Source organism: Streptomyces sp. NBC_00094, assembly GCF_026343125.1.
Taxonomy (GTDB): domain Bacteria; phylum Actinomycetota; class Actinomycetes; order Streptomycetales; family Streptomycetaceae; genus Streptomyces.
The window spans coordinates 3,705,608-3,724,440 of record NZ_JAPEMB010000001.1 but is presented as its reverse complement, the minus strand read 5'-3'; the positions used below and the strand labels follow the sequence as shown (position 1 = coordinate 3,724,440).

Here is an 18,833-nt window from a genome sequence, read left to right as displayed (position 1 = left end):
GCGCCCGGAGGAGGGCGGCGGAGCGGGTCGCACCACCGGTTCGGGGCGGGCCACGTTCCCGTGGCGTGGCCCCGGGGGGTCTTGCCGACCAGACCCCGCTCCCTGATCCGGCCTGACCGACAAGACACCCCCCGGGCCCGGTCGGCGGAGGTTGTCAGAGCGCTGCCCCACAATGGAGGACGTACCTGAGGAGGGGCAGACATGGCCGTATGGGACGACCTGGTCGGACAGGCGCGGGTCGAGGAGCAGCTCGCTGCCGCCGCGCGCGACGCCGACGCGCTCGTGACCGCCCATGCCGCCGGAGCACCTGCCCCCGAGGCGTCGAAGATGACCCACGCCTGGCTGTTCACCGGCCCGCCGGGGTCCGGGCGGGCGACGGCGGCGCGGGCGTTCGCCGCCGCGCTGCAGTGCGTGAGCCCCGACCGGGCGACGGGCGGGATCCCGGGCTGCGGGTTCTGCGACGGCTGCCACACGAGCCTCGTCGGCACCCACGCGGACGTGGAGATCGTCCGTACGGACCTGCTGTCCATCGGCGTGAAGGACACCCGCGAGCTCGTCCGGCGCGCCCAGCTGTCGCCGGCGGGCGGCCGCTGGCAGGTCATCGTCCTGGAGGACGCCGACCGCCTCACCGAGGGCGCGGGGAACGTCCTGCTGAAGGCCATCGAGGAGCCGGCGCCCCGGACGGTCTGGATGCTCTGCGCGCCCTCCCTGGAGGACGTGCTGCCGACGATCCGCTCCCGCTGCCGCCACCTGACCCTGCGCACGCCGCCCGTGGAGGCGGTGGCCGACGTGCTCGTGCGGCGTGACGGCATCGAGCCGGCGGCGGCGCACGCGGCCGCCCGTGCGACCCAGGGGCACATCGACCGGGCACGGCGGCTCGCCACGGACGAGCGGGCCCGCGCGCGCCGGTCCGTCGTCCTCAAGCTGCCGCTGCGGGTGGGGGACGTCGGAGGCTGCCTCAAGGCGGCCCAGGAGCTGGTCGACGCGGCGGCCGAGGACGCGAAGCAGGTCGCGGAGGAGGTCGACGTCAAGGAGACCGAGGACATGAAGGCGGCGCTCGGCGGGGGGCAGGGCGGGCGGATGCCACGCGGCACGGCCGGTGCGATGAAGGAGCTGGAGGAGCGGCAGAAGCGGCGCAGGACGCGTACCCAGCGCGACAGCCTGGACCTGGCGCTCACCGACCTGACCGGCTTCTACCGCGACGTCCTTGCGCTCCAGCTCCGCTCGCGTTCGGAGATCGCCAACGTGGACGTGCGGGACGCGCTGGAGCGGGTCGCCGGCGACACGACGCCGGAGCGGACCCTGCGCCGCATCGAGGCCGTCCTGGCCTGCCGCGAGGCCCTCGACCGGAACGTGGCACCGCTGCTGGCGGTGGAGGCGATGACGATGGCGCTGCGCGAGTAGCCCCGCACACGATTGGACACGCTCCGTACTCGTCCGGATACGCTCCGGGAATGGACTCCAGGCGTTTGCTCCGTACGTCCGCCACGGCTCTCGCGGCCGCCGGACTGATCCTGTCCGGCTGCACGGGCGGAAGCGACGCCGCCGCGTCCCGTACGACCGCGTCGGCCTCCGTGGCCGGCGCCCGCGCCTCCGTCCCGCCCGGGGCCGAGACCGGGGCGCTGAAGAGGTACTACACGCAGAAGCCGTCCTGGCGCGCGTGCGGTGTGGAGGGGTTCCAGTGCGCGACCCTGCTGGCGCCGCTCGACTACGCGAAGCCGGACGGCGGGGACATCAAGCTCGCGGTCTCGCGGGTCCGGGCCACGGGCCCGGGGAAGCGGATCGGTTCGCTCCTGGTCAACCCGGGCGGGCCCGGCGGCTCGGCCGTCGGCTACCTCCAGGGGTACGCGGGCATCGGCTACCCCGCACCCGTCCGCGCCCGCTACGACATGGTGGCCGTCGACCCGCGCGGAGTGGCCCGCAGCGAGCCGGTCGAGTGCCTGACGGGCCCGCGGATGGACGCGTACACGCAGGTGGACCAGACCCCCGACGACACGGCGGAGACCCGCGCGCTGAGCGCGGCCTTCAAGGAGTTCGCGGCGGCCTGCGAGAAGCGGTCGGGGAAGATCCTTCCGCATGTCTCCACGGTCGAGACGGCCCGGGACATGGACGTCCTGCGGGCGGTCCTCGGCGACGAGAAGCTCACGTACGTGGGGGCCTCGTACGGCACCTTCCTCGGCGCCACCTACGCCGAGCTGTTCCCCGGCAGGGTCGGCCGCCTGGTCCTCGACGGGGCGATGGACCCCTCGCTCTCGGCGCTCGACCTCAACCGCGACCAGACCGCCGGTTTCGAGACCTCGTTTGGTGCCTTCGCCGCCGACTGCATCCGCCGGCCGGACTGCCCGCTGGGCACCGAGTCGGTCGCGGCGGCCGGCGAGGCGCTGCGGTCGTTCTTCCGTGCCGTGGACGCCGAGCCCCTGCCCACGGGCGAGAGCCGCGAGCTCGGCGAGTCCCTCGCCACCACGGGCGTGATCGCGGCGATGTACGACGAGGGCGCCTGGCCCCAGCTGCGGGAGGCCCTCACCCGGGCGATCGGTGGCGAGGGCTCGGGCCTGCTCGCCCTGGCCGACGCCTACTACGAGCGGGAGGCGGACGGCACGTACGCCAACCTGATGTACGCGAACGCCGCCGTGAACTGCCTCGACCTGCCGGCCGCCTACTCCGGCCCCGCCGACGCCGAGAAGGCGGTCCCGTCCTTCGAGAAGGCCTCCCCGGTCTTCGGTGAGGGCCTCGCCTGGGCGGCCCTCAACTGCACCTACTGGCCCACCCCGCCCACCGGCCACTCCCACCGCATCACCGCGGACGGAGCACCCCCGATCCTCGTCGTCGGCACCACCCGCGACCCGGCCACCCCCTACAAGTGGGCGCAGTCCCTGGCGGCCCAGCTCTCCTCCGGCACGCTCCTGACCTATGAGGGCGACGGCCACACCGCGTACGGGCGGGGCAGCGACTGCATCGACACGGCGATCAACACCTACCTCCTGGAAGGCACGCCTCCACAGGAGGGAAAGCGCTGCTCATAGGCGTGATCCGGGGGTGGTCGGAGCACCCCCGGAAACTGTGTAGACTTGGCGGCGCTGCTGCACCCAACATGGGTCTGCACGGCAAGCCGCCTTAGCTCAGCTGGCCAGAGCAACGCACTCGTAATGCGTAGGTCTCGGGTTCGAATCCCGAAGGCGGCTCGGAATTACCCCAGGACTCACTCGCCGTGACCTGGGGTTTTTTCATTACCGGATACGGCGACGGAGCCGAGCGCGGGCCGTCCGACTGTTCGTGGTCTCAGTTGTGGTCTCAGTGGCAGGTGCGGGCGGAGCGGCCCGCTGGAGCTGGGGCAGGAACGTGTCGCCCATCCGGCGCATGGCCTCGCGGGACAGCTCGGAGCGACCCTTCACGTAGCGCTTGGTCTGACTCACCTGGGTGTGTCGGAGGATCTCCATGATGGTCACCATGTCCACGCCCAGCTCGTTCAGGATCGTGCCGGCCGTGTGGCGACTCCCGTCGTACAGGCGCCGATCGCTGATCCCCGCCTCTTCGAGCAGCTCCTTGAACTCCTCCCAGTCCTGACGCGGGTCCAGCGGCCGACCGTCCGGGCGGGTGAACACGGCGTCGTGTTCCTCCCAGAGGTCCTCAGCAGCGGACCGCTCCGCCTCCTGCTGGGCCCTGTGTTCAAGGAGGTAGGGCAGGAACGGCTGGGGGATCGGGACGGGGTTCCGGCTCTTCTTCGTCTTCGGGCGGGTGAAGGCGAGGCCGCCGCCCTGACGCTCAGGGCAGGTGCTGGCGTGCTTCGAGCACGTCTTCGCGCAGGGCTTCGGGCACCCGCGCGTGTACCCCTTGTGGGTGGCGCAGCTCGGCGGGCACGGCTCGAAGCGGTGCAGCCGCTCCCCGCACGCGTGCGGATCGGTGCAGCCGTGCTTCCAGGTCAGCCGCTGGAGCTGCCAACGCGGGTGGAAGAGCTCCGCCTCCAGGTCGACGTACCGCCAGCGCAGACCGAGCGTCTCGCCCTGCCGGAAGCCCAACCCGACCCCGACCACCCAACGCATGAACGTGGGTCGCTTCGCGGCGGCTTCCAGGAACGCGTGCGCCTGCTCCTTCGAGAAGGGGTTCGCCTCGGTCTCGTCCACGGTGGGCGGGTCGACCAGCGTCGCGACGTTCTCCACGATCATCCGGCGGCGGTGGGCGATCTTCAGGGCGCGCGACAGGATCCGGTGGACCTTGAGCACGTGGGAGGGGGCGTGCCCCTCCCGCAGCATGGCCGCGTACATGGTCTCCAGGTGCTCCGGCTCCAGCTTGTTCAGCCGGTGTTGCCCCACGCCGGGGACGATGTCGTTGCGGGTCTTGGACCAGTAGTCGTCGAGCGACCGCGGCTTGAGCGTCAGGCTCGCGATCGTGGTCAGGTAGGTCTCCATCCACTGCTGGACGGTCGGGACCCGACCGGCCTTCGGCGCGCGCTGCTCGTCGCGGAGCTTCTCCAGCTCCTTGACCTTGCGCTTGATCTCGGGCTCTGTCTTGGCCCGACGGTGGCGACGATCGGGACTGCCATCGGACTTGACGCCCATGGTGACGCGGCCGTGCCACCAGCCGTCGCTCCCGAAGTAGACGGACGACTCCATGTTGAGCTTGCGGGGGGTCATTGCTTCCTCTCGCGGGTGAGGCGGCCCCGATGGATCCAGGACCGCCTCGATGTGTTCAGGGTCAGTTGGCGTGTGGCTTCAACTGGGCGACAAACGCGTCCAGTTCGGTCAGTCGGATTCGGCGGGAGCGGCCCACCTTCACGTAGGGAAGGTCCCCGGCGGCCATCAGCTCATAGACGGTCGAGCGTCCGAGGGAGAGGTACGCCGCGGCGTCTTCGGCGGTGAACATGGCCCGGTTGACGGTCGGCTGCATGGCGGTGGTCACTGCGTATGCCTCCTGTGCGGATGCCGGGGCCTCCTCGGCCCCTTCCTGTCAGGTCCGCTACTTCCGCTACCTCCGCTACCGCCCTGGTCAGGGGCATGATCGGAGGTAGCGGATGGGGTGGCGGTAGCGGATGGATCCGCTACCGGCCCCGGCTTTCGGGGTGTGGGGCCGGTAGCGGGGTAGCGCTTAGGTAGCGGACGGGAAGAGCCCTTCCGCTACCGTTTCCGGGCCGCTGACCTGCGGGGTAGCGGAGGTAGCGGAAGTAGCGGCCCTCAGGAGGGGTGGGGGGCAGTAGCGGTCCCAGGCGTCGTGGAGGTCTGCCGCGTAGTAGCCCTTGAGGACGGACCCGGCGCTCTTGATGTTGCGGGCCTTGACCGGGGTGTTGTCGCTGGTCATGTACTCGCCCAGCATCTTCGCGAGGCCCCGGGAGTCGAGCGGCCGGCCGCTCATGTCGGCCCATGGCGCTTCGTCGAGCGAGCAGAGCCGGTCGAGGACGGCGACGGTGGGCAGGCGGTCGATGCCGACCATGACGTGGTCACGCAGGTCGGTGAGCAGGCGGATACCGATCGATCCCTTGTCGTCGGCGCGGGCCGCGTTGACCAGCTCCACGCACGCGGCGCGGGCGCGCTCGGGCCAGTCGCCTCCGGCCGCGTCCGCGACGGAGAGAAGGGGCTCCCACACGTCGGCGGGGCGGTCGGTGACCCCTTCGGGCATGTCAGGCCAGCGTCCGGCGACGTCCTCGCGGATCTGGTCGGCCCATTCGGCGAGGCGGTCGCGGAGCTTGTTGCCCTCGGCTTCGTGCTGGCGGGCGCGGAAGGGCTCGACCTTCTCGTTCCAGGCGCGGCGGCGCATGCGGATGATGACGGAGCGGGTGGTGATGGTGTCGGGCAGTCCGCCGAGTCCGGCGACGGCGACAGCGGTGTAGGAGGGGAACTCCACCACCGTCTGGTTCCCGCCGTCTCCAACACATCGGTAGGTGACGCCGGAGCGGCGGTGGCCGGCGTTGAGGAAGCCGCGGAGTTCCTCGTTGTCTCCGGCCTTCGGTCCGAAGACGGTGTCGATCTCGTCGAAGAGGATCGTGGGCCGCCCGGCCGGGTCGGAGACGGACCGGAACAGGGCGGCGGCCCGCGCGTTCACCGCGAGCATCGGCCGTGGCACCAGGGTTTCCACCACCTCCAGGGCGCGGGACTTGCCGGAGCCGGGCTCCGGGGAGAGGAACGCGAGGCGGGGGGTGGAGTCGAAGGCGTCGAGGACGTGCGCGTGGGCGTCCCACAGGGCGACGGCGACGTAGGCCGCTTCCCGGGGGAAGACGTTGAACCTGCGGTGGAAGGCCTCGACTTCGGCGAGCAGGGCGGCGCCGTCGATGGGCTGCTGGGTCATGCGGCTTCCCCTTCGGTCAGGAGCGGGCAGAGGGCCCGGTGTGCGGTGTGGTCGGCGACGAGGGCGAGTACCTGGTGGTGTCCGACGGCGAACATGTCGCGTCCGCATTCGCAGCGGGACGTGGCGGTGGGGATGGTGCTGCGGTCGGGCAGGGTGATGTGGAGCATCCCGACGACCCGGGGACCGGTGGCCGGGTGCGGGTCAGGGCGAACAGCAGAAGGGACGCCTTCGGCGACGACCTTTGAGGCGCCCACGGCCGGCCGTGTGATCGGCTGCTCGGCGGAGCCGGGCTGGGCCGGGGTCCAGGTGAGGCTCTTCAAGAGGGGAGGGATCGGGTGGGTCATGCCGCCCGCCGCTGCGGGTTGTGGGCGATGGACCAGTTCAGACCGCTGCGGATCGTTGCCGCACAGCCCTTCGGCGCCAGGCCGGCCGACTCCCCCGCCTGCTGAAGAGCCTCCTCGACCACGACCCTGGGGAGATCGCCCCACGCGATGAACCGCCCCAGGGCTCGCGCCGCCGACAGCAGCGTGGAGTTGCGCTCTCCCTGCACCGCCCGGGCGACGCTGGTCGTCTCGGCCTCCAGACCGCGCAGCGCGTACCGCTGGGCACGACCCGCTCGACCGGCCAGAGCCGCACGCGACGGCGACGCCGAGCGGGGCGGGGTGAGCAGGCTGTGCACCCATCCCGGGAGGGGCACCGGGGTACGGTCGTCGAGGACCGAATACGGACCGGCGGGGGTGATGCTGCCGGGTGCGACGACGTACCCGCCCCACGCTCGCGTATCGATCAATGCCCCGAGCTTTCCCGCCGAGTTCGGCATACGGACGCCGGGCGGGGCAGTGAAGTACAGGTGCAGCCCACCGCTCGCGGTCCGCGTCCGATAGGTGGCGGGGACGGGCTGCCCGGCGCGCTCGCAGAGCGCCGTAAAGGTCGTCACGCCGCAAGGCGTGTCCTGACTGCTGTTGGGCTTGGGCATGTCGAGGTCGACCACGAGGAGCCGGGAGGGGCCGGTGGCGATGCCGACGTTGAACGGGCGGTCCGCCCACGCTCGCCGGATCCGGTCCGGGTCGGTAGTGGCGCGGTCCTCCCACTTGCGGTGCCCGCCGGCGCAGTCCCGGATCTGCGGGCACTGCTCCTCACCGTGGAGCGCGGGCCGCTTCGTTCCGGGGCGGAGCGGGAACACGTACCAGCCGCGCTCCGCAGCGCTCAGAGCGGCATTCAGTGGGGACGGGTGCTCGCCGTCTCGCCGGATCGGGGTGGCATGGGTCATGCTGGAGACCTCCAGGTCAGCTAGATCAGGAGTGAGGGCGGCCCCGGACTTTGGCGAGACGGGGGCCGCCCTTCCGCGTGTCAGTGGTGGTTGATGGTTCCGTTGGCGCGGCCGAAGAGGCCGGTCGCGGTGATGTTCTGGGTGATGTGGGTCGTCGATCCCGTCCCGCTGCTGCTGCCGGTTGCCCGGCGGGCGGTGCGGATGAGGACGGGGACGGCGATGACGGCGGCGACGATGAGGGCGGCGGCGGACCAGAGGGCGTGGCTCATGGCGATGAGTCCCGGTGCGGCGTAGGAGAGTCCGATGCCGGCGGCGGAGATCCCGCCGCCGACGGTGGGGGCGAGCAGGGCCGTGGTCTTGGCCCATGCCGGTACGGGCCGTGTGGCCGGTGCCGGGTGGGGTGAGGCGGGGGTGAGGGTGTAGCCGGTGACGATGCGGCCGTCGGGGAGTTGGACGCTCTGGACGGCCGGGAGTCCGGCGGCCGGGATGGCGAGCGGGGCGCCGGCGGCCGGGTGGTGGAGGGGGATGGGGTAGTGGACGACGGGGGCGGGCGGCTGCTCGGGGTGGGCCATGGGTGCGTCCTCGCAGGTACGGCACGGGCCCGCGACGGGTGGGTGTCACGGGCCCGTGGGCGCGGGTGTCAGGGGTGTCACGCGGTGGTGTCAGGGGCGCGTGACACCCCTGTCTGCCTGAGGGTTTGGGTGTCAGGGGCCCGTGACGGTGTCAGGCGTCACGCGGGTGTCAGGCGGCGGCGAGGACGGGGACGATCCGCCACCGGCCGGTCTGCTCGGTGGGTGCGAGGCGTCCGTCGAGGGCGGCGTCCTTGAGGCGGGCGGAGACCCAGGGGCGGCTGTAGCCGTGGGTGTCGCACCAGTCGGTGAAGTCGCGCGGGCCGACGATCATCCGGCCCTCGTCCTCGAAGTCTTCGAGGGCCTGGGCGAGGAGGAGGCGGGCCTCGTCGGGGGTGGGCTTGCGGCCGGTGTCCGTACCGAACAGCGGCTCGTCGTCGCCCGCTTCGTCGTCGGGGAGGTCGGCCTCGGGGTCGATGTCGATGTCCTCGGGGTCGGTGAACGGGCCCTTGGTCATGTCCTCGTCTTCCTCCACGACGGCCGGGCCGGTGGGCCCGGTCTGGGCGGCGGGGTTGTCGGGGGTGTGGCGGCGGCGCTTGGTGTAGGCGTTGCCGACCGTGCCTTCTGCGGCCCGGATGGTCACCGCGTCCATCGCGGGCCCGTGTTCGGCGGCCCAGTCCGCGAGGAGTTCCATCACGTCCATGGAAGCGGAGGTGAACCGGCGGGTGCGGCCGGGGGCGGGGTAGCGGTCCTCGGGGACGCCCGGGGAGACGACGTAGCAGTAGCCGGGGCGGCGGTTGCCCCATGCCCCGGGGTGGGCGCCGGAGTCGATGACCGTCTCGGGGAGCGCGAAGCCCTCGTCACGCGCGTCGCAGCCGAACGCGATCACGGACGGCAGAGACGCGCGGGTGCTGGTGCTCATCTGGTCGTAGCTGGGGCGCTGGAGCGAGACGATCAGCGAGACGCCGGCCGCGCGGGCCTCCTGGGCGATGCCGGTGAACGCGTCGTCCCCCAGGTTCCGCAGGGTGTTCGCGGCCTCCTCGAACCAGCCGACCAGGTACGGCATCCCGGGGCAGCCGCACGCGGTGCCGTCACTCCGGCAGGAGTGCGCCGGGTCGGTCTGCTGCTGGGCGGTCTCGGGGAGCCACTGGCGGTAGCGGTGGGCGCCGAGCCAGCGGGTCCGGGCGGGGATCGCCGCCTGGAGAGCGGCAACCATCGCCTCCGTACCCGCTCCGCCCTCCTCCGCCCAGTCGAACGCAGGCAGGAGAGGGCGGAAGTCCTGGAAGGACTTCGGGTCGGACAGCCAGACGTTGACGTCGGTGCGGGAGACGATCTCCGTGAGGACGTTCAGCGCGCCGTCGCCCTTGCCGGAGCCGGTGCCACCCGCGATCAGCACGTGCGTGGCGTTGCGGCCCACCTCCGGGTCACCCGGCAGCCACAGCATCAGCGGGGAGCCGTCGTCGTACCGGCCGATCACCAGCGGGTCCGCGATCGAGCCGCCCAGCTGGGACGGTCCGTCGTACTCGACGACCTCGGCGAGCATGTCCTCGGGGACGATGACCAGCTCACCCCGCCGCGCGGATCCGGCGTCCGGCATGTACCGCAGCGCCGTGGTGGGCAGGTCCAGCGCCGAGGCGAGGCGCGGCAGGATCTTGGTGACGTCGTCGTTGGTCTGCTCGCCAGGCTCCAGCGCGAGCGAAGCGGTCACCCGGTTCGGCTCGATCTTCGCCGCCCCGATCGCCGCCCGGGCCAGCCCCACCTTCTCCAGCAGCCCCTTATCCCCGCTCGGGGCGGCGCCGTCGGTGCGGCGCATGACCATACGGACGTTCCACGTCAGGGCGATGACGGGGCCGCCCATCAGGAACAGGTCGTCCAGCGGCCCGGCGGCCGGCCCGGCCAGGCACGCGCCCGTCAGCCACGCCGACCCCGCCGCCACGGTGATGGCGGAGTGGAGCCTGCGCTGCTGAGAGGTGTTCTTCCCGATCCACCAGGTAGCGCCGGTCAGCGCCACCGACGCGACGGTCAGCCCCACGCCGGCGGCGGAGCTGTCGGCCCACCGCAGGTGCCCCAGCGCTCCGGCGAGGCCGGTGCCCGCGACACCGAGCCACGGCGGCAGGTGCGGCTTGGCCCGGTGCAGCAGATAGCGGCCGACGCTCCCGCCGTCGGACCCGCGCAGGTCGTCGTCCAGTACCTCGATGTTCTTGCGTCCCATGGCCGTTCTCCCTTCCTACTGCTGGGCCCAGTCCATGCGCGTCGCCTGCCGGGGCCGGGCGCGGTGGCGGACACGGTTGATCTCCTCCTGGTACTCCTGCTGGAACGTCGCGTACGCGGCGGCGGCGAGTTTGGCCGCGTTGCGCAGCTCGTCGGCGGACTTCTGGAGCTTGCGTGCGACCTTCGCGGCCCGGATACGCGAGCCACCGATCCGGCCCTCCGGATCCGGGACGGCCGCGAGCACGCTCTTGAGGATCTCCGCGCCCATCGCGACCTCGATCGACAAGGTGACGGCGGCGGCCCGCAGCGTGTTGCAGTAGTTCCGCACCTGCGCCGGAGAGCTGAAGTCCGGCTCGGGCATCAGGGCCTGAGCGTGCGGACGGCCGCCACCTCCGGAGCCCCGGGAGCCGTTGTTGGTGCGGTTGACCGTGACGTTGACCGGCGGGACGAACGAGCCGCCGAACGCACCGGCGAAGCCACCAGCGGCGGCCCCGAAGTTGGCGAACTTGTCCGACTTGTTGCCGTTCGAGCGGGGGGTGTTGGGCCGGGGCTGCGAGGCGCGCCGGCCGTTGGGGATCTGTGCCATGACGGGAACTCCTCAGGTTCAGTGGGAGCGGCGGACGACGAGCCAGAAGACCTGCGCGGTGGCGGTGAGCAGCAGCCACACCCAGGCCAGCGGGACGGTGAGCGGGCCGAAGTGCACGGTGCCGGCGGCCCAGCCCAGCGCCGCCGTGGCCAGAGCGGCGAGGGCGGCGAGGCGGGCGGGGCGCTGGGCGAAGACCTCGGGGTACTTGCGGCGGCACCACCACAGCCCGGCGGCGGGCGTGAGCGTGGTGGCGGCGAGGACCCAGACCATCCACGGGGCGATCACGTGCACGGCGGCCACGGCGGCGAAGACACCGACGGCGATACCGGACGGCGCCCACACCGTGCGGTGACGCCACAGCCAGCGCCCCACAGCCCACGCGGCCCGGGAGGTGAGCGAGGGACGCTCCTCGGGGACAAGGACGACGACCGGGGCAGCGTGCGGCCGTAAGCCGCGCTGCCTCGGGATACGCACGGTCGTGGCACCCGCAGGCACCTTCACCGTGCGGGAACGGGAACGACGGGACACAGCAAACCTCCAGGTCAAGGCGCGAGTTGAGGAGTGTCCGCGCACGGGACGCACATGCCGAGGGAGGGCGGGATCCGGTAGCCGGCGTCCCGCCCGCACTCCGGGCAGATCCGCCGGGCCGCGTTCGCCCGCTCCAGGGCCGCCCGCTTCGCAGGGGTCATGGGGCGGACCGGCACTGCGAGGTCGACGCGGTAGAGGAACGCGACCAACGGGCCACGCCGGCGGCGGGGGCGTTCGAGCTGGGCCACGACCGGCTGACCGCCTGGGCGGAGGCCCCGTGCCCGGAGCTGCCGGAGCGTCGCCAGCCCCTCAGGGGCCAACCGCCAGCGGTAGATCGGGACCGTACTCACTGCGCGGCTCCTTCAAGGGCGCGGGCAGCGGGGGCGTTGTCGCGGAGTTCCTGGTAGCGGGTGGAGACCCAGCCGATCGACCAGCCGCACAGCTCGGCGGTCTGCCGGACCGGGACCCCCGCCGCGTAGGCGGTGGCCACGGTCTTGCGTGCCTGCTCCTCGGACTGCTTCCCCGACGCGGGGCCGGCGGCGAGGAGTTCAGCGCGTTCACGCTCGGCGCGCTCGGCCTGCTCGCGCCGTTCATGGCGGGCCCGCTCCTCGCGCTCCCGACGCTCCTTCTCCATACGCGCGGTGGCCTCGCGTTCACGGCGTTCACGCTCGATGCACTGCTGTTCACGCTCACGCTCAGCGCGTTCAAGCTCGGCCCGCTCCGCCCTCTCGACGGCCTCGGCCCGCTCGCGCTCCTCACGCCGTGCGCGCTCTTCCCGATCGGACTGTTCACGGGCCAGGGAGGCTTCGTGCTCGCGCTGTTCACGCGCCATCCGGGCCTCGAACTCCCGCGCCTCACGGACTCGCTTCTCGGCAGCGTCGGCACGCTCGACAGCGGCCTTCTCGCGCTCGGCCCGCTCGGCGCGTTCACGCTCCTGGATGGCCGTGAGCGCGTTCGTGATCGCCGTGCGGTAGGCGAGACCGGTCTCGGCTGTGACGATCAGCAGCAGCGGCGCCACCGCGTGGACCGCGACGCCGACCAGGTCTTTCCTCAGGGCGGAGTCCGCGACGTTCAGTGCCAGGGTCATGCCGCCGGTCATCCACCGCAGTACGACCGGCCACCTGCCGCCGTGCCCGCCGAGACGGGCCAGGACGGAGTCGAGGCGGACGACGATGACGACTGCCGCGTCCACCACGAGCGGCAGGATCGGCGCCGTCCAGTCCCACTCATCAGCGGTGTGGGCCCGCATGAGCGGGGTGACCGTGAGGACCGAGTAGAGCATCGCGCCGGACACGATCAGCCACGTGCCCACCGACAGGGCGCGCTCCGCTGAACGGATCTGAACACCGTTCACGACGGCGCCCCCGACCCCGCCAGGACCGGCTCGGCGGCCGGGACCTTCGCGTAGCCGATCAGCTCCAGCTCGGCCCCGGCGAACGTCGCGTAAACGCGCAGGACACCGGTCTGACCACCGACCTGAACACGGTGAACGACGCCCTCGGGGGCGATGCTCAGGGCCTCGCGCCACGCCTCGAAGGCGGCGAAGTCGCCGTGGAACGTCAGCTCCAGCCGCCCGGGGTAGATCGGCGAGACCTCCACGGTCGGCGCCGGCAGGTGCCCGAACTCGGCGCCGAGGAGCCGCAGCGCGAGCAGGGGGGCGGACAGGTCCGCCAGCGTCTGGGCCCTCACGCGGCACCGTCCGTCAGCGTCAGGCCGGTGCGGTTCGTGAGGTCCCGGCGGGCCGCCACGACCCGGTTGCGGGCCCGGCGGATCCGCCGCTCGTCCAGCTTCGCGACCGGACGGTCCAGCGTCTTGATCACCGCGTCGAGCAGCTCGACGTCCGCCAGGATCAGCGGCATCTCGGTCTCGATCGCGTCCAGCTCCGCGTCCGACGGATCACCATCGAACGGGGTGGCCGTAACAACGGCCTGAAGTGCAGCGATGGACAACATTGGGTCGTGCTCCCTTCCATGCGGGAACGGCCCGAACCGAGCCCCCGGAGTTGCACCTCCGGGGGCTCTCGCCGTTAGAACCAGAAATCCGGCTCCCTGCCACTCCGCCCGTACGACACCCGTGCGGGGTCCGGACGGGCGGAGGAGGCAGCCGGCCGCAGCCCGTCAGGCTGCGAAGAGGTTGGATGCGCGGATCTTGGCCGCGCTGGCCACCACAGGTGAGGTGGTGGCCGTGTTTCCTTTAAGGCACTCTGTTCAGTTTTCAATCAACGAGCGCGCGGGGCCCACCTCCAGCAAGGAGCTTGGCTATCCCGAACCGATAGGCATGGCTGGGTACTTGAAACCGGGTGCCGCTTGTCATGAATCGACTGGCGGGCACGTCCCTAAGGTTCCCTAGGGTTCCCTGCGGTGTCAAGCGGTAAGCTAGGGAACCTAAGGGAAGTGTCGACAGGGAGCGGGCAACATGGCAGGCCAGACCGACAATCGGGCGCCTTACGCGAGAATCGCCGCCCACTACACGGAGCTGATCGCGTCCGGTCAGCTGCAGCCGGGAACCCTCTTGCCGAGCATCAAGAACCTCTCGGAAGAGTGGAAGGTGAGCACCGCGACAGCCGAGAAGGCCTTGCGCAAGCTGCGCAACGACGGCCTTGTCCGAGGCATCCACGGCATCGGGACTGAAGTCTTGGACCAGCCGTCTCCGATGTCTTCGGGATCCCAGCGGCAGGACCGGAGTCGTCGTACCGGGTCGAGCTGGGGGGATGGCGAAAGGTCCGACTCCCATCGGGCGGCCGTAGTGCCTGCACCCGCTGAAGTGGCGGAAGCGCTGGATATCCAGCCTGACTCCGCCGTGGTCCGCCGTAGCCGTGTGTACAGGGACCGGCATGGGATCGTCGCTCACAGCACGTCGTGGATTCCCGCTCGGTACGGCAAGCTGATTCCTCAGCTAGCTGAGAGTGAGCGCCTGGCGGGGGGAACCTCGCTCCAGCTCATTGCCGAGGCAACGGGCCACCCGATCAGTCACCGCATCGACACCGCATCGGCTTCCCTGCTGACTCCGGAATACGCGCGGCTCTTGGAGCTTGACCTCGACAACCTGCCGGCGGAGCCAGTGGTCGTGATGACAGCGAAGTTTGTCGACAGCGAAGGCAACGTCGTGGAGTACGGCGTCGACCTTGGGGGCCCTGGCCGTTCATGCCGCACGGAGTCGGAAGTCTCCACGTGACGTTCATGGATGACACGCTCGCGAGCGTGCTCGAAAACCGTCTCGGGGTACTGCTAGCAGCCCACCGAGCTGGCACAATCGCGCCCGAAGCCGAAGCGGAGGTGGCTGCCATCTCCCAGACCCTGACGAGACCAATGCCTCCGTACCCGCCGTTCTGTGTCCTGATGGCCGGCCTCCCCGGCTCTGGCAAGACCACGCTTTCCCGCGCGCTCACCGCTCGCGGGTTCGTACGGCTGTGCCCGGACGAAGAGATGTTCCGCCGGCATGGTGTCTACGGGGTGGACTTCCCCCGGGGCGTCTTCCCCACCCTTGAGCGGCCGGTACTGGAAGACGTGGCGGCCGATCTTAGGGAGCAGCTCAAGGCAGGGCACGATGTCGTCGTTGACCACGGCTTCTGGACCCCGGAGGACCGAGCAAAGTGGATAGCGATCTCCATCGACGCCGACGCGACCCCTGTACTCGTCTACCTCGCAGCCAGCCATGACGAGCTGTGGGCGCGGATCAGTACGCGAAACGAGTTCCACGCGAATGATCCGAACTCTATCTACTTCTCCGAGAGTGACCTGCAGCGATACCGCACCCGGTTCATCCCCCCTCAGGCCGATGAACCGCACCTGTTGTACAACGGTGACCCTGAGACCGTAATCGCAGCCCTGGACGCCACTCGCCCCTGAGGCTCTAGGGGGCACAGGCGCCCAGGCCAGCGGGGCGGTACCCGTCGGGTGAGCCTGGATGAGCCGCTGTATCAGCGCGAACCCACCGTCGGTCTTGGAACCCAAGAACGACTAGACCGCTGGCGCCGGATATGGCGGCGCATCGTCCGGCTCAAGACCCTCGATTTTGGCTACAAGGTCCGGGCGCTGGAGGTCGAACGATCGATTGCACCACACGAGCATGCGCTCCCGAAGTTCCTCCAATTCGGCCGTGAGCTGGTCGAGATGCTGCATACTCAGGGGTTTGATTCGAAAGCCGCCAGGAACCTTCGTGAATCCCTTGCTGTTCATCGCCACGAGAGCGCCATCTATCGTGCCCCAGGACCCGTGAACGTATGCGTTTCGGTTGTCCATGCCAACTTTCACATCAGCAAGGATCGACTCCAGGGCCGCCAGCATGGTGGCGTCGAGATGGCTTGCCCTCTCCGCGTATCTCAGAGTCAGTTTCGCCAATGGCCCGATGGTATTACCCATCAGCGCCTCAGTCTCGGCCTCGCCGACAGCCATGAGGCTGCCTGTGACTTCAACGACCATCTCGACCGTGGCCGCCATGTAGACCATGCGACCTAGCGCTGCTTCGAGAGAGGTACGGTCAGCTTCAGTCGCCTCGTTGTCATCCATGAGGGGGAGTCTGTCGCACTCTCGACTGCAGGTGTCGGCCGCAAGACAAGAAGCGATTGGTCACTGCGGCCACAGCCCGAGGAGATCGATCCCTTGCTTCAGGTTGTGGCGGTAGAGCAAGGAAACCCCCAGCACGCCGACGCTCGCGATGAGGACTGCCGTCACCGGGTCCGAAAGCGCGAGAAGTCCCGCGCCTACCGCCCCAAGCCCAATGACCACGGCGAGCAACGCAAGGCGCAACGCCTCCCAGTCCCGCCCGGGCGGGTAGTCCTTGAGCATCTCCGCATCGAGGAGCGCTCCGAGCCGGCCGTCGGCGTAACGGTCGGCGACCTGGTCCAAGAGCACGACGAGTGCGGGGAGAGCCGAGTCCCCGTCCACGTCGACTCGTGCCTCAGCCGCGTCCAGGCATTTCACGACGCTCCGCACGTGGGCCCGCACCACGTTCACTCGGCCACCGCGGCGGGGCAGGCTCCCTCGGACCCGGTGCGCACGGCGGAGTTCCCTCCTGACGACCTTCATGGACACGGCGAGCCACCAAAGCTCCGTGGTCCGCTGCAGGCCAGCTGTGCCGTACACGGCCCCGCAAGCCCTGACCGCACGCACCGCCGCCACGACGGGGCGGAACGCGCGCCCCTCCCGTAGGAGCGCGAAGGAGACGAGCCTCACCGCGAACAGCCAGACCAGGTACACCATCCCCAGTGCGAAGAGTGTGGCCGTGGCCGCACCGGCGATTTGGAGCGGCACGTATAGTGCCGGCGCCTCCGCGATGCTGGTAGTGAACCGCTCGACCAGCCGCTGCACATGCCCCGGCAGCATCGGTACAGCAGCCCGCACTACATTCGCTATGAGCACGAAGCTCGCCGCAACCGCGTACAGCGCCGCCATGCGTTTGAACGGGCTGGGAACCCGCCGCGCTCGGTAGAACGCCCGAACAAACTCCCGCACCCCCACAGATATGGGCCGTGCGACACCCAATCTCTCCCGCACCGCTGTGACGCCGACCGTGTCTTTGTGGATCCCCTTGGCGGCATCCCTCACCCGCTTGAGTGCCGGACGGCGCCACCGTGTTGCAACCCGGGCCCGTGTGCTGTCTGCTCCACTTCGCGCCCGAGCCGCCAACCCGGGCGGAGACTCCGAAGCCTCGTGTGCACTCTCCACTGTTGCCATGCCGTCCATCGTGCGGCCGCCAGCCCAGGGACGGTTCGGGATTCGGGAAACGAGAGAGCATCAGAGCCGCCTTGCCGTTGCCCAGAGCCCTCGCATGGGGGGGGGTGGTCACCAGGATTCGACCCGGCGGCGTCGCTAGTCTGCTGCCTTTGCCACGTGTTTCAGCCGTGGGCGTTGGCGATGAGCATTAGCGTGATCTCATGGCGGACTACTTGGACAACCCCGCAGGACGACTGCGCGACCTCCTCCTTGCTCTGCACGCGGCTACCTCCGGAGAGCAACAGCAGAAGCAGACGTTGGCTTGGGACGCAATCGTTGATCTAGTGGACCCGGGAGCTAGCTGGGCGCGGCAGATGTCCATCGTCGGTCTCGTTGTCGATCTTCCAGTCCGGGTTCGGGAGGAGGTGCGACTCCTCTCTGTCGATGATGATCACAAGGAGACTCTGCAGCAGCACCTGGATGAGATTGAGAACGGCATGGCTCAGGTTGCCTCTAGGCAGTCCTTGCACGCCATGTTCACAGCCTTCGCTCCCGGTGCCGACGTGCCTCGGTCTGGTGCCATCACCGGTCTTGGGTACTGCTCGTACGAGCTGCACCGGGCTGTACCGGAAGTTGTCATCTCGGATGACGATTTGGCCAGGATCGCGGGGTTGATCAATGAGTTGATGGAAGGCATCGCAGAGGCGCAACTTCCAGCGCCCGTGAAGCGCGCGATGCTGGCGCACCTCACGACGCTGTTGCAGGCGGTGCACGATGTTCGGTTCGCTGGCACGGAGCCCCTCGGGGACGCGCTCTTCGCGCTCCTTGGATCCGCCCACGGGATGGGGGCGGAAGAGAACCTGAAGCAGGGACTCTGGAGCAAGCTCATGACCGTTGCGAGGGACCTCGGGGGCTTGCTGTCGAGTGGGCAGAGCGCCGCCCAGCTCGGTCAGGGTATTGCCGGGATGTTGGGGGGAGGCGGCTGACTGGTGGTCTCAGTTATGGTCTCAGAGAGCCCCTATTCCGTGGACGTCCACCCCTGTGCGGGGAGGTCCTTGAGGCCGCTGACCTGCGATGAAATCTCTCTCGCGTACGTCTACGGACGCCCCCGGAACGAGATCGGACAACTCGTAATGCGTAGGTCTCGGGTTCGAATCCCGAAGGCGGCTCGGAATTACCCCAGGACTCACTCGCCGTGACCTGGGGTTTTTTCATGCCCGGAGTGTGCGCCGGGTGAGGGGAACGCCGTCGGGGAGTGCCCGCGTCCCTTCACCAGTTGGGGTCGAGGACCAGTGGGGCATCCTCGGACGCCATCCAGGCGTCGAACTCCTCCGGTGTCAGGAAGACGGGACGGCCGGCCTCCGCAGCCGTCAGTGTCGCCAGCCCGGACAGCGCGGCAGCCGGATCCGTGCCCGCGAGTCGTTCCCGTACGTCCTTCAGGCCGGGCAGCACGACGGCCGACGCGTGCGTCGTCGGGCCCAGGGCGGCCGGGGCCGTCTGCGAGCCGCCTTCGGCCCACTCCGTGACCACGGCCCGGACCGATGCGCCGGCCCGGATCGCGTTCTGGTTGAAGGAGAGCGCGTGCTGGACCTCGAAGAGGTGTCCGGCACGCTGGGCGTTGCCGATGTCGACGTACCGGCGCGCCAGCCGCTCCACCGTCTCCCGGGTGCGCAGCGTCTCGACGGTGCCTCGGCCAGCCGGCGGGTGGCGGCGTCCGCGACCGTCCAGGCGGCCTGGTC

At 70.3% G+C, this 18,833-nt stretch carries 21 protein-coding genes and 1 tRNA gene; 6 read left to right on the top strand and 16 right to left on the bottom strand.

Annotation, left to right across the window (positions count from 1 at the left end; translation table 11 throughout):
• Positions 1 to 201: 201 nt before the first annotated feature.
• The 3 genes from OG580_RS16215 (at position 202) to OG580_RS16205 (ending at position 3,182) form a co-directional block, all read left to right on the top strand.
• Positions 202 to 1,404: a DNA polymerase III subunit delta' gene (locus OG580_RS16215; protein WP_267044388.1), complete on the top strand. Its 1,203-nt coding sequence runs from the start codon at positions 202 to 204 to the stop codon at positions 1,402 to 1,404.
• A 50-nt stretch (positions 1,405 to 1,454) separates the two neighbouring features.
• Entirely contained in the window at positions 1,455 to 3,023 is a 1,569-nt protein-coding gene (locus OG580_RS16210) for an alpha/beta hydrolase (RefSeq protein WP_267044387.1), read from the top strand.
• Between the two features lie 85 nt (positions 3,024 to 3,108).
• Positions 3,109 to 3,182, top strand: a tRNA-Thr gene (locus OG580_RS16205).
• Between the two features lie 45 nt (positions 3,183 to 3,227).
• On the opposite strand, the gene OG580_RS16200 is transcribed toward OG580_RS16205, so the two are convergent.
• The 13 genes from OG580_RS16200 to OG580_RS16140 all read right to left on the bottom strand — a co-directional run bounded on the left by OG580_RS16200 (position 3,228) and on the right by OG580_RS16140 (position 13,392).
• On the bottom strand, positions 3,228 to 4,631 hold the full coding sequence (locus tag OG580_RS16200) for a tyrosine-type recombinase/integrase (protein WP_267044386.1): 1,404 nt from the start codon (positions 4,629 to 4,631) through the stop codon (positions 3,228 to 3,230).
• A 61-nt stretch (positions 4,632 to 4,692) separates the two neighbouring features.
• Entirely contained in the window at positions 4,693 to 4,896 is a 204-nt protein-coding gene (locus OG580_RS16195) for a helix-turn-helix domain-containing protein (RefSeq protein WP_267044385.1), read from the bottom strand.
• Between the two features lie 186 nt (positions 4,897 to 5,082).
• The gene (locus OG580_RS16190) at positions 5,083 to 6,276 is read right to left on the bottom strand and encodes a DUF3631 domain-containing protein (protein ID WP_267044384.1); all 1,194 of its coding nucleotides are present in this window, start codon (positions 6,274 to 6,276) and stop codon (positions 5,083 to 5,085) included.
• A complete protein-coding gene (locus tag OG580_RS16185; RefSeq protein WP_267044383.1) occupies positions 6,273 to 6,596 on the bottom strand; it encodes a hypothetical protein in 324 nt (107 codons plus the stop codon). The genes OG580_RS16190 and OG580_RS16185 overlap by 4 nt, the downstream gene beginning before the upstream one ends.
• A gap of 20 nt (positions 6,597 to 6,616) precedes the next feature.
• Positions 6,617 to 7,546 carry a bifunctional DNA primase/polymerase gene (locus OG580_RS16180; protein ID WP_267044382.1) on the bottom strand — a complete coding sequence of 310 codons (930 nt, stop codon included), beginning with the start codon at positions 7,544 to 7,546 and terminating at the stop codon, positions 6,617 to 6,619.
• 80 nt (positions 7,547 to 7,626) lie between these two features.
• Positions 7,627 to 8,118 (bottom strand): hypothetical protein, encoded by a 492-nt coding sequence (locus OG580_RS16175; protein ID WP_267044381.1) that lies wholly within the window; start codon positions 8,116 to 8,118, stop codon positions 7,627 to 7,629.
• A gap of 169 nt (positions 8,119 to 8,287) precedes the next feature.
• Positions 8,288 to 10,327 (bottom strand): plasmid transfer protein TraB, encoded by a 2,040-nt coding sequence (gene traB, locus OG580_RS16170; protein ID WP_267044380.1) that lies wholly within the window; start codon positions 10,325 to 10,327, stop codon positions 8,288 to 8,290.
• Between the two features lie 15 nt (positions 10,328 to 10,342).
• Positions 10,343 to 10,912, bottom strand: coding sequence for a plasmid transfer protein TraA (traA, locus tag OG580_RS16165; protein ID WP_267044379.1), 570 nt, complete (start codon positions 10,910 to 10,912; stop codon positions 10,343 to 10,345).
• An 18-nt stretch (positions 10,913 to 10,930) separates the two neighbouring features.
• Complete coding sequence (locus OG580_RS16160; RefSeq protein ID WP_267044378.1) at positions 10,931 to 11,386, bottom strand: hypothetical protein; 456 nt, start codon at positions 11,384 to 11,386, stop codon at positions 10,931 to 10,933.
• A gap of 68 nt (positions 11,387 to 11,454) precedes the next feature.
• Positions 11,455 to 11,790: an RRQRL motif-containing zinc-binding protein gene (locus tag OG580_RS16155; protein WP_267044377.1), complete on the bottom strand. Its 336-nt coding sequence runs from the start codon at positions 11,788 to 11,790 to the stop codon at positions 11,455 to 11,457.
• Complete coding sequence (locus OG580_RS16150; protein WP_267044376.1) at positions 11,787 to 12,794, bottom strand: DUF2637 domain-containing protein; 1,008 nt, start codon at positions 12,792 to 12,794, stop codon at positions 11,787 to 11,789. Before OG580_RS16150 ends, OG580_RS16155 begins: the two co-directional genes overlap by 4 nt.
• Entirely contained in the window at positions 12,791 to 13,129 is a 339-nt protein-coding gene (locus tag OG580_RS16145) for a hypothetical protein (protein WP_267044375.1), read from the bottom strand. The genes OG580_RS16150 and OG580_RS16145 overlap by 4 nt, the downstream gene beginning before the upstream one ends.
• Positions 13,126 to 13,392: a DUF6284 family protein gene (locus OG580_RS16140; RefSeq protein ID WP_267044374.1), complete on the bottom strand. Its 267-nt coding sequence runs from the start codon at positions 13,390 to 13,392 to the stop codon at positions 13,126 to 13,128. Before OG580_RS16140 ends, OG580_RS16145 begins: the two co-directional genes overlap by 4 nt.
• 463 nt (positions 13,393 to 13,855) lie before the next feature.
• On the opposite strand from OG580_RS16140, the gene OG580_RS16135 reads away from it, so the two are divergent.
• Together OG580_RS16135 and OG580_RS16130 are read left to right on the top strand one after the other, a co-directional pair.
• On the top strand, positions 13,856 to 14,614 hold the full coding sequence (locus tag OG580_RS16135) for a GntR family transcriptional regulator (RefSeq protein WP_267044373.1): 759 nt from the start codon (positions 13,856 to 13,858) through the stop codon (positions 14,612 to 14,614).
• A complete protein-coding gene (locus OG580_RS16130; RefSeq protein ID WP_267044372.1) occupies positions 14,611 to 15,288 on the top strand; it encodes an ATP-binding protein in 678 nt (225 codons plus the stop codon). Before OG580_RS16135 ends, OG580_RS16130 begins: the two co-directional genes overlap by 4 nt.
• A gap of 111 nt (positions 15,289 to 15,399) precedes the next feature.
• Here OG580_RS16130 and OG580_RS16125 read toward each other — a convergent pair whose 3' ends face one another.
• Positions 15,400 to 15,948, bottom strand: coding sequence for a hypothetical protein (locus tag OG580_RS16125; RefSeq protein WP_267044371.1), 549 nt, complete (start codon positions 15,946 to 15,948; stop codon positions 15,400 to 15,402).
• 60 nt (positions 15,949 to 16,008) lie between these two features.
• Entirely contained in the window at positions 16,009 to 16,986 is a 978-nt protein-coding gene (locus OG580_RS16120; protein WP_267044370.1) for a hypothetical protein, read from the bottom strand.
• Positions 16,987 to 17,315: 329 nt separating this feature from the next.
• Here OG580_RS16120 and OG580_RS16115 point away from each other — a divergent pair, with 329 nt between their 5' ends.
• Positions 17,316 to 18,080, top strand: coding sequence for a hypothetical protein (locus OG580_RS16115; RefSeq protein ID WP_267044369.1), 765 nt, complete (start codon positions 17,316 to 17,318; stop codon positions 18,078 to 18,080).
• 283 nt (positions 18,081 to 18,363) lie between these two features.
• Here the strand turns inward: OG580_RS16115 and OG580_RS16110 are convergent, their stop codons facing one another.
• On the bottom strand, positions 18,364 to 18,750 hold the full coding sequence (locus OG580_RS16110) for a hypothetical protein (RefSeq protein WP_267044368.1): 387 nt from the start codon (positions 18,748 to 18,750) through the stop codon (positions 18,364 to 18,366).
• Positions 18,751 to 18,833: the final 83 nt, after the last annotated feature.

Bases quoted from the DNA above. Each gene is read 5' to 3' on its own strand.
- OG580_RS16215 (WP_267044388.1), top strand. From the start codon at position 202: ATGGCCGTATGGGACGACCTGGTCGGACAGGCGCGGGTCGAGGAGCAG.
- OG580_RS16210 (WP_267044387.1), top strand. From the start codon at position 1,455: ATGGACTCCAGGCGTTTGCTCCGTACGTCCGCCACGGCTCTCGCGGCC.
- OG580_RS16200 (WP_267044386.1), bottom strand. From the start codon at position 4,631: ATGACCCCCCGCAAGCTCAACATGGAGTCGTCCGTCTACTTCGGGAGC.
- OG580_RS16190 (WP_267044384.1), bottom strand. From the start codon at position 6,276: ATGACCCAGCAGCCCATCGACGGCGCCGCCCTGCTCGCCGAAGTCGAG.
- OG580_RS16180 (WP_267044382.1), bottom strand. From the start codon at position 7,546: ATGACCCATGCCACCCCGATCCGGCGAGACGGCGAGCACCCGTCCCCA.
- OG580_RS16175 (WP_267044381.1), bottom strand. From the start codon at position 8,118: ATGGCCCACCCCGAGCAGCCGCCCGCCCCCGTCGTCCACTACCCCATC.
- traB (WP_267044380.1), bottom strand. From the start codon at position 10,327: ATGGGACGCAAGAACATCGAGGTACTGGACGACGACCTGCGCGGGTCC.
- traA (WP_267044379.1), bottom strand. From the start codon at position 10,912: ATGGCACAGATCCCCAACGGCCGGCGCGCCTCGCAGCCCCGGCCCAAC.
- OG580_RS16140 (WP_267044374.1), bottom strand. From the start codon at position 13,392: ATGTTGTCCATCGCTGCACTTCAGGCCGTTGTTACGGCCACCCCGTTC.
- OG580_RS16135 (WP_267044373.1), top strand. From the start codon at position 13,856: ATGGCAGGCCAGACCGACAATCGGGCGCCTTACGCGAGAATCGCCGCC.
- OG580_RS16125 (WP_267044371.1), bottom strand. From the start codon at position 15,948: ATGGATGACAACGAGGCGACTGAAGCTGACCGTACCTCTCTCGAAGCA.
- OG580_RS16115 (WP_267044369.1), top strand. From the start codon at position 17,316: ATGGCGGACTACTTGGACAACCCCGCAGGACGACTGCGCGACCTCCTC.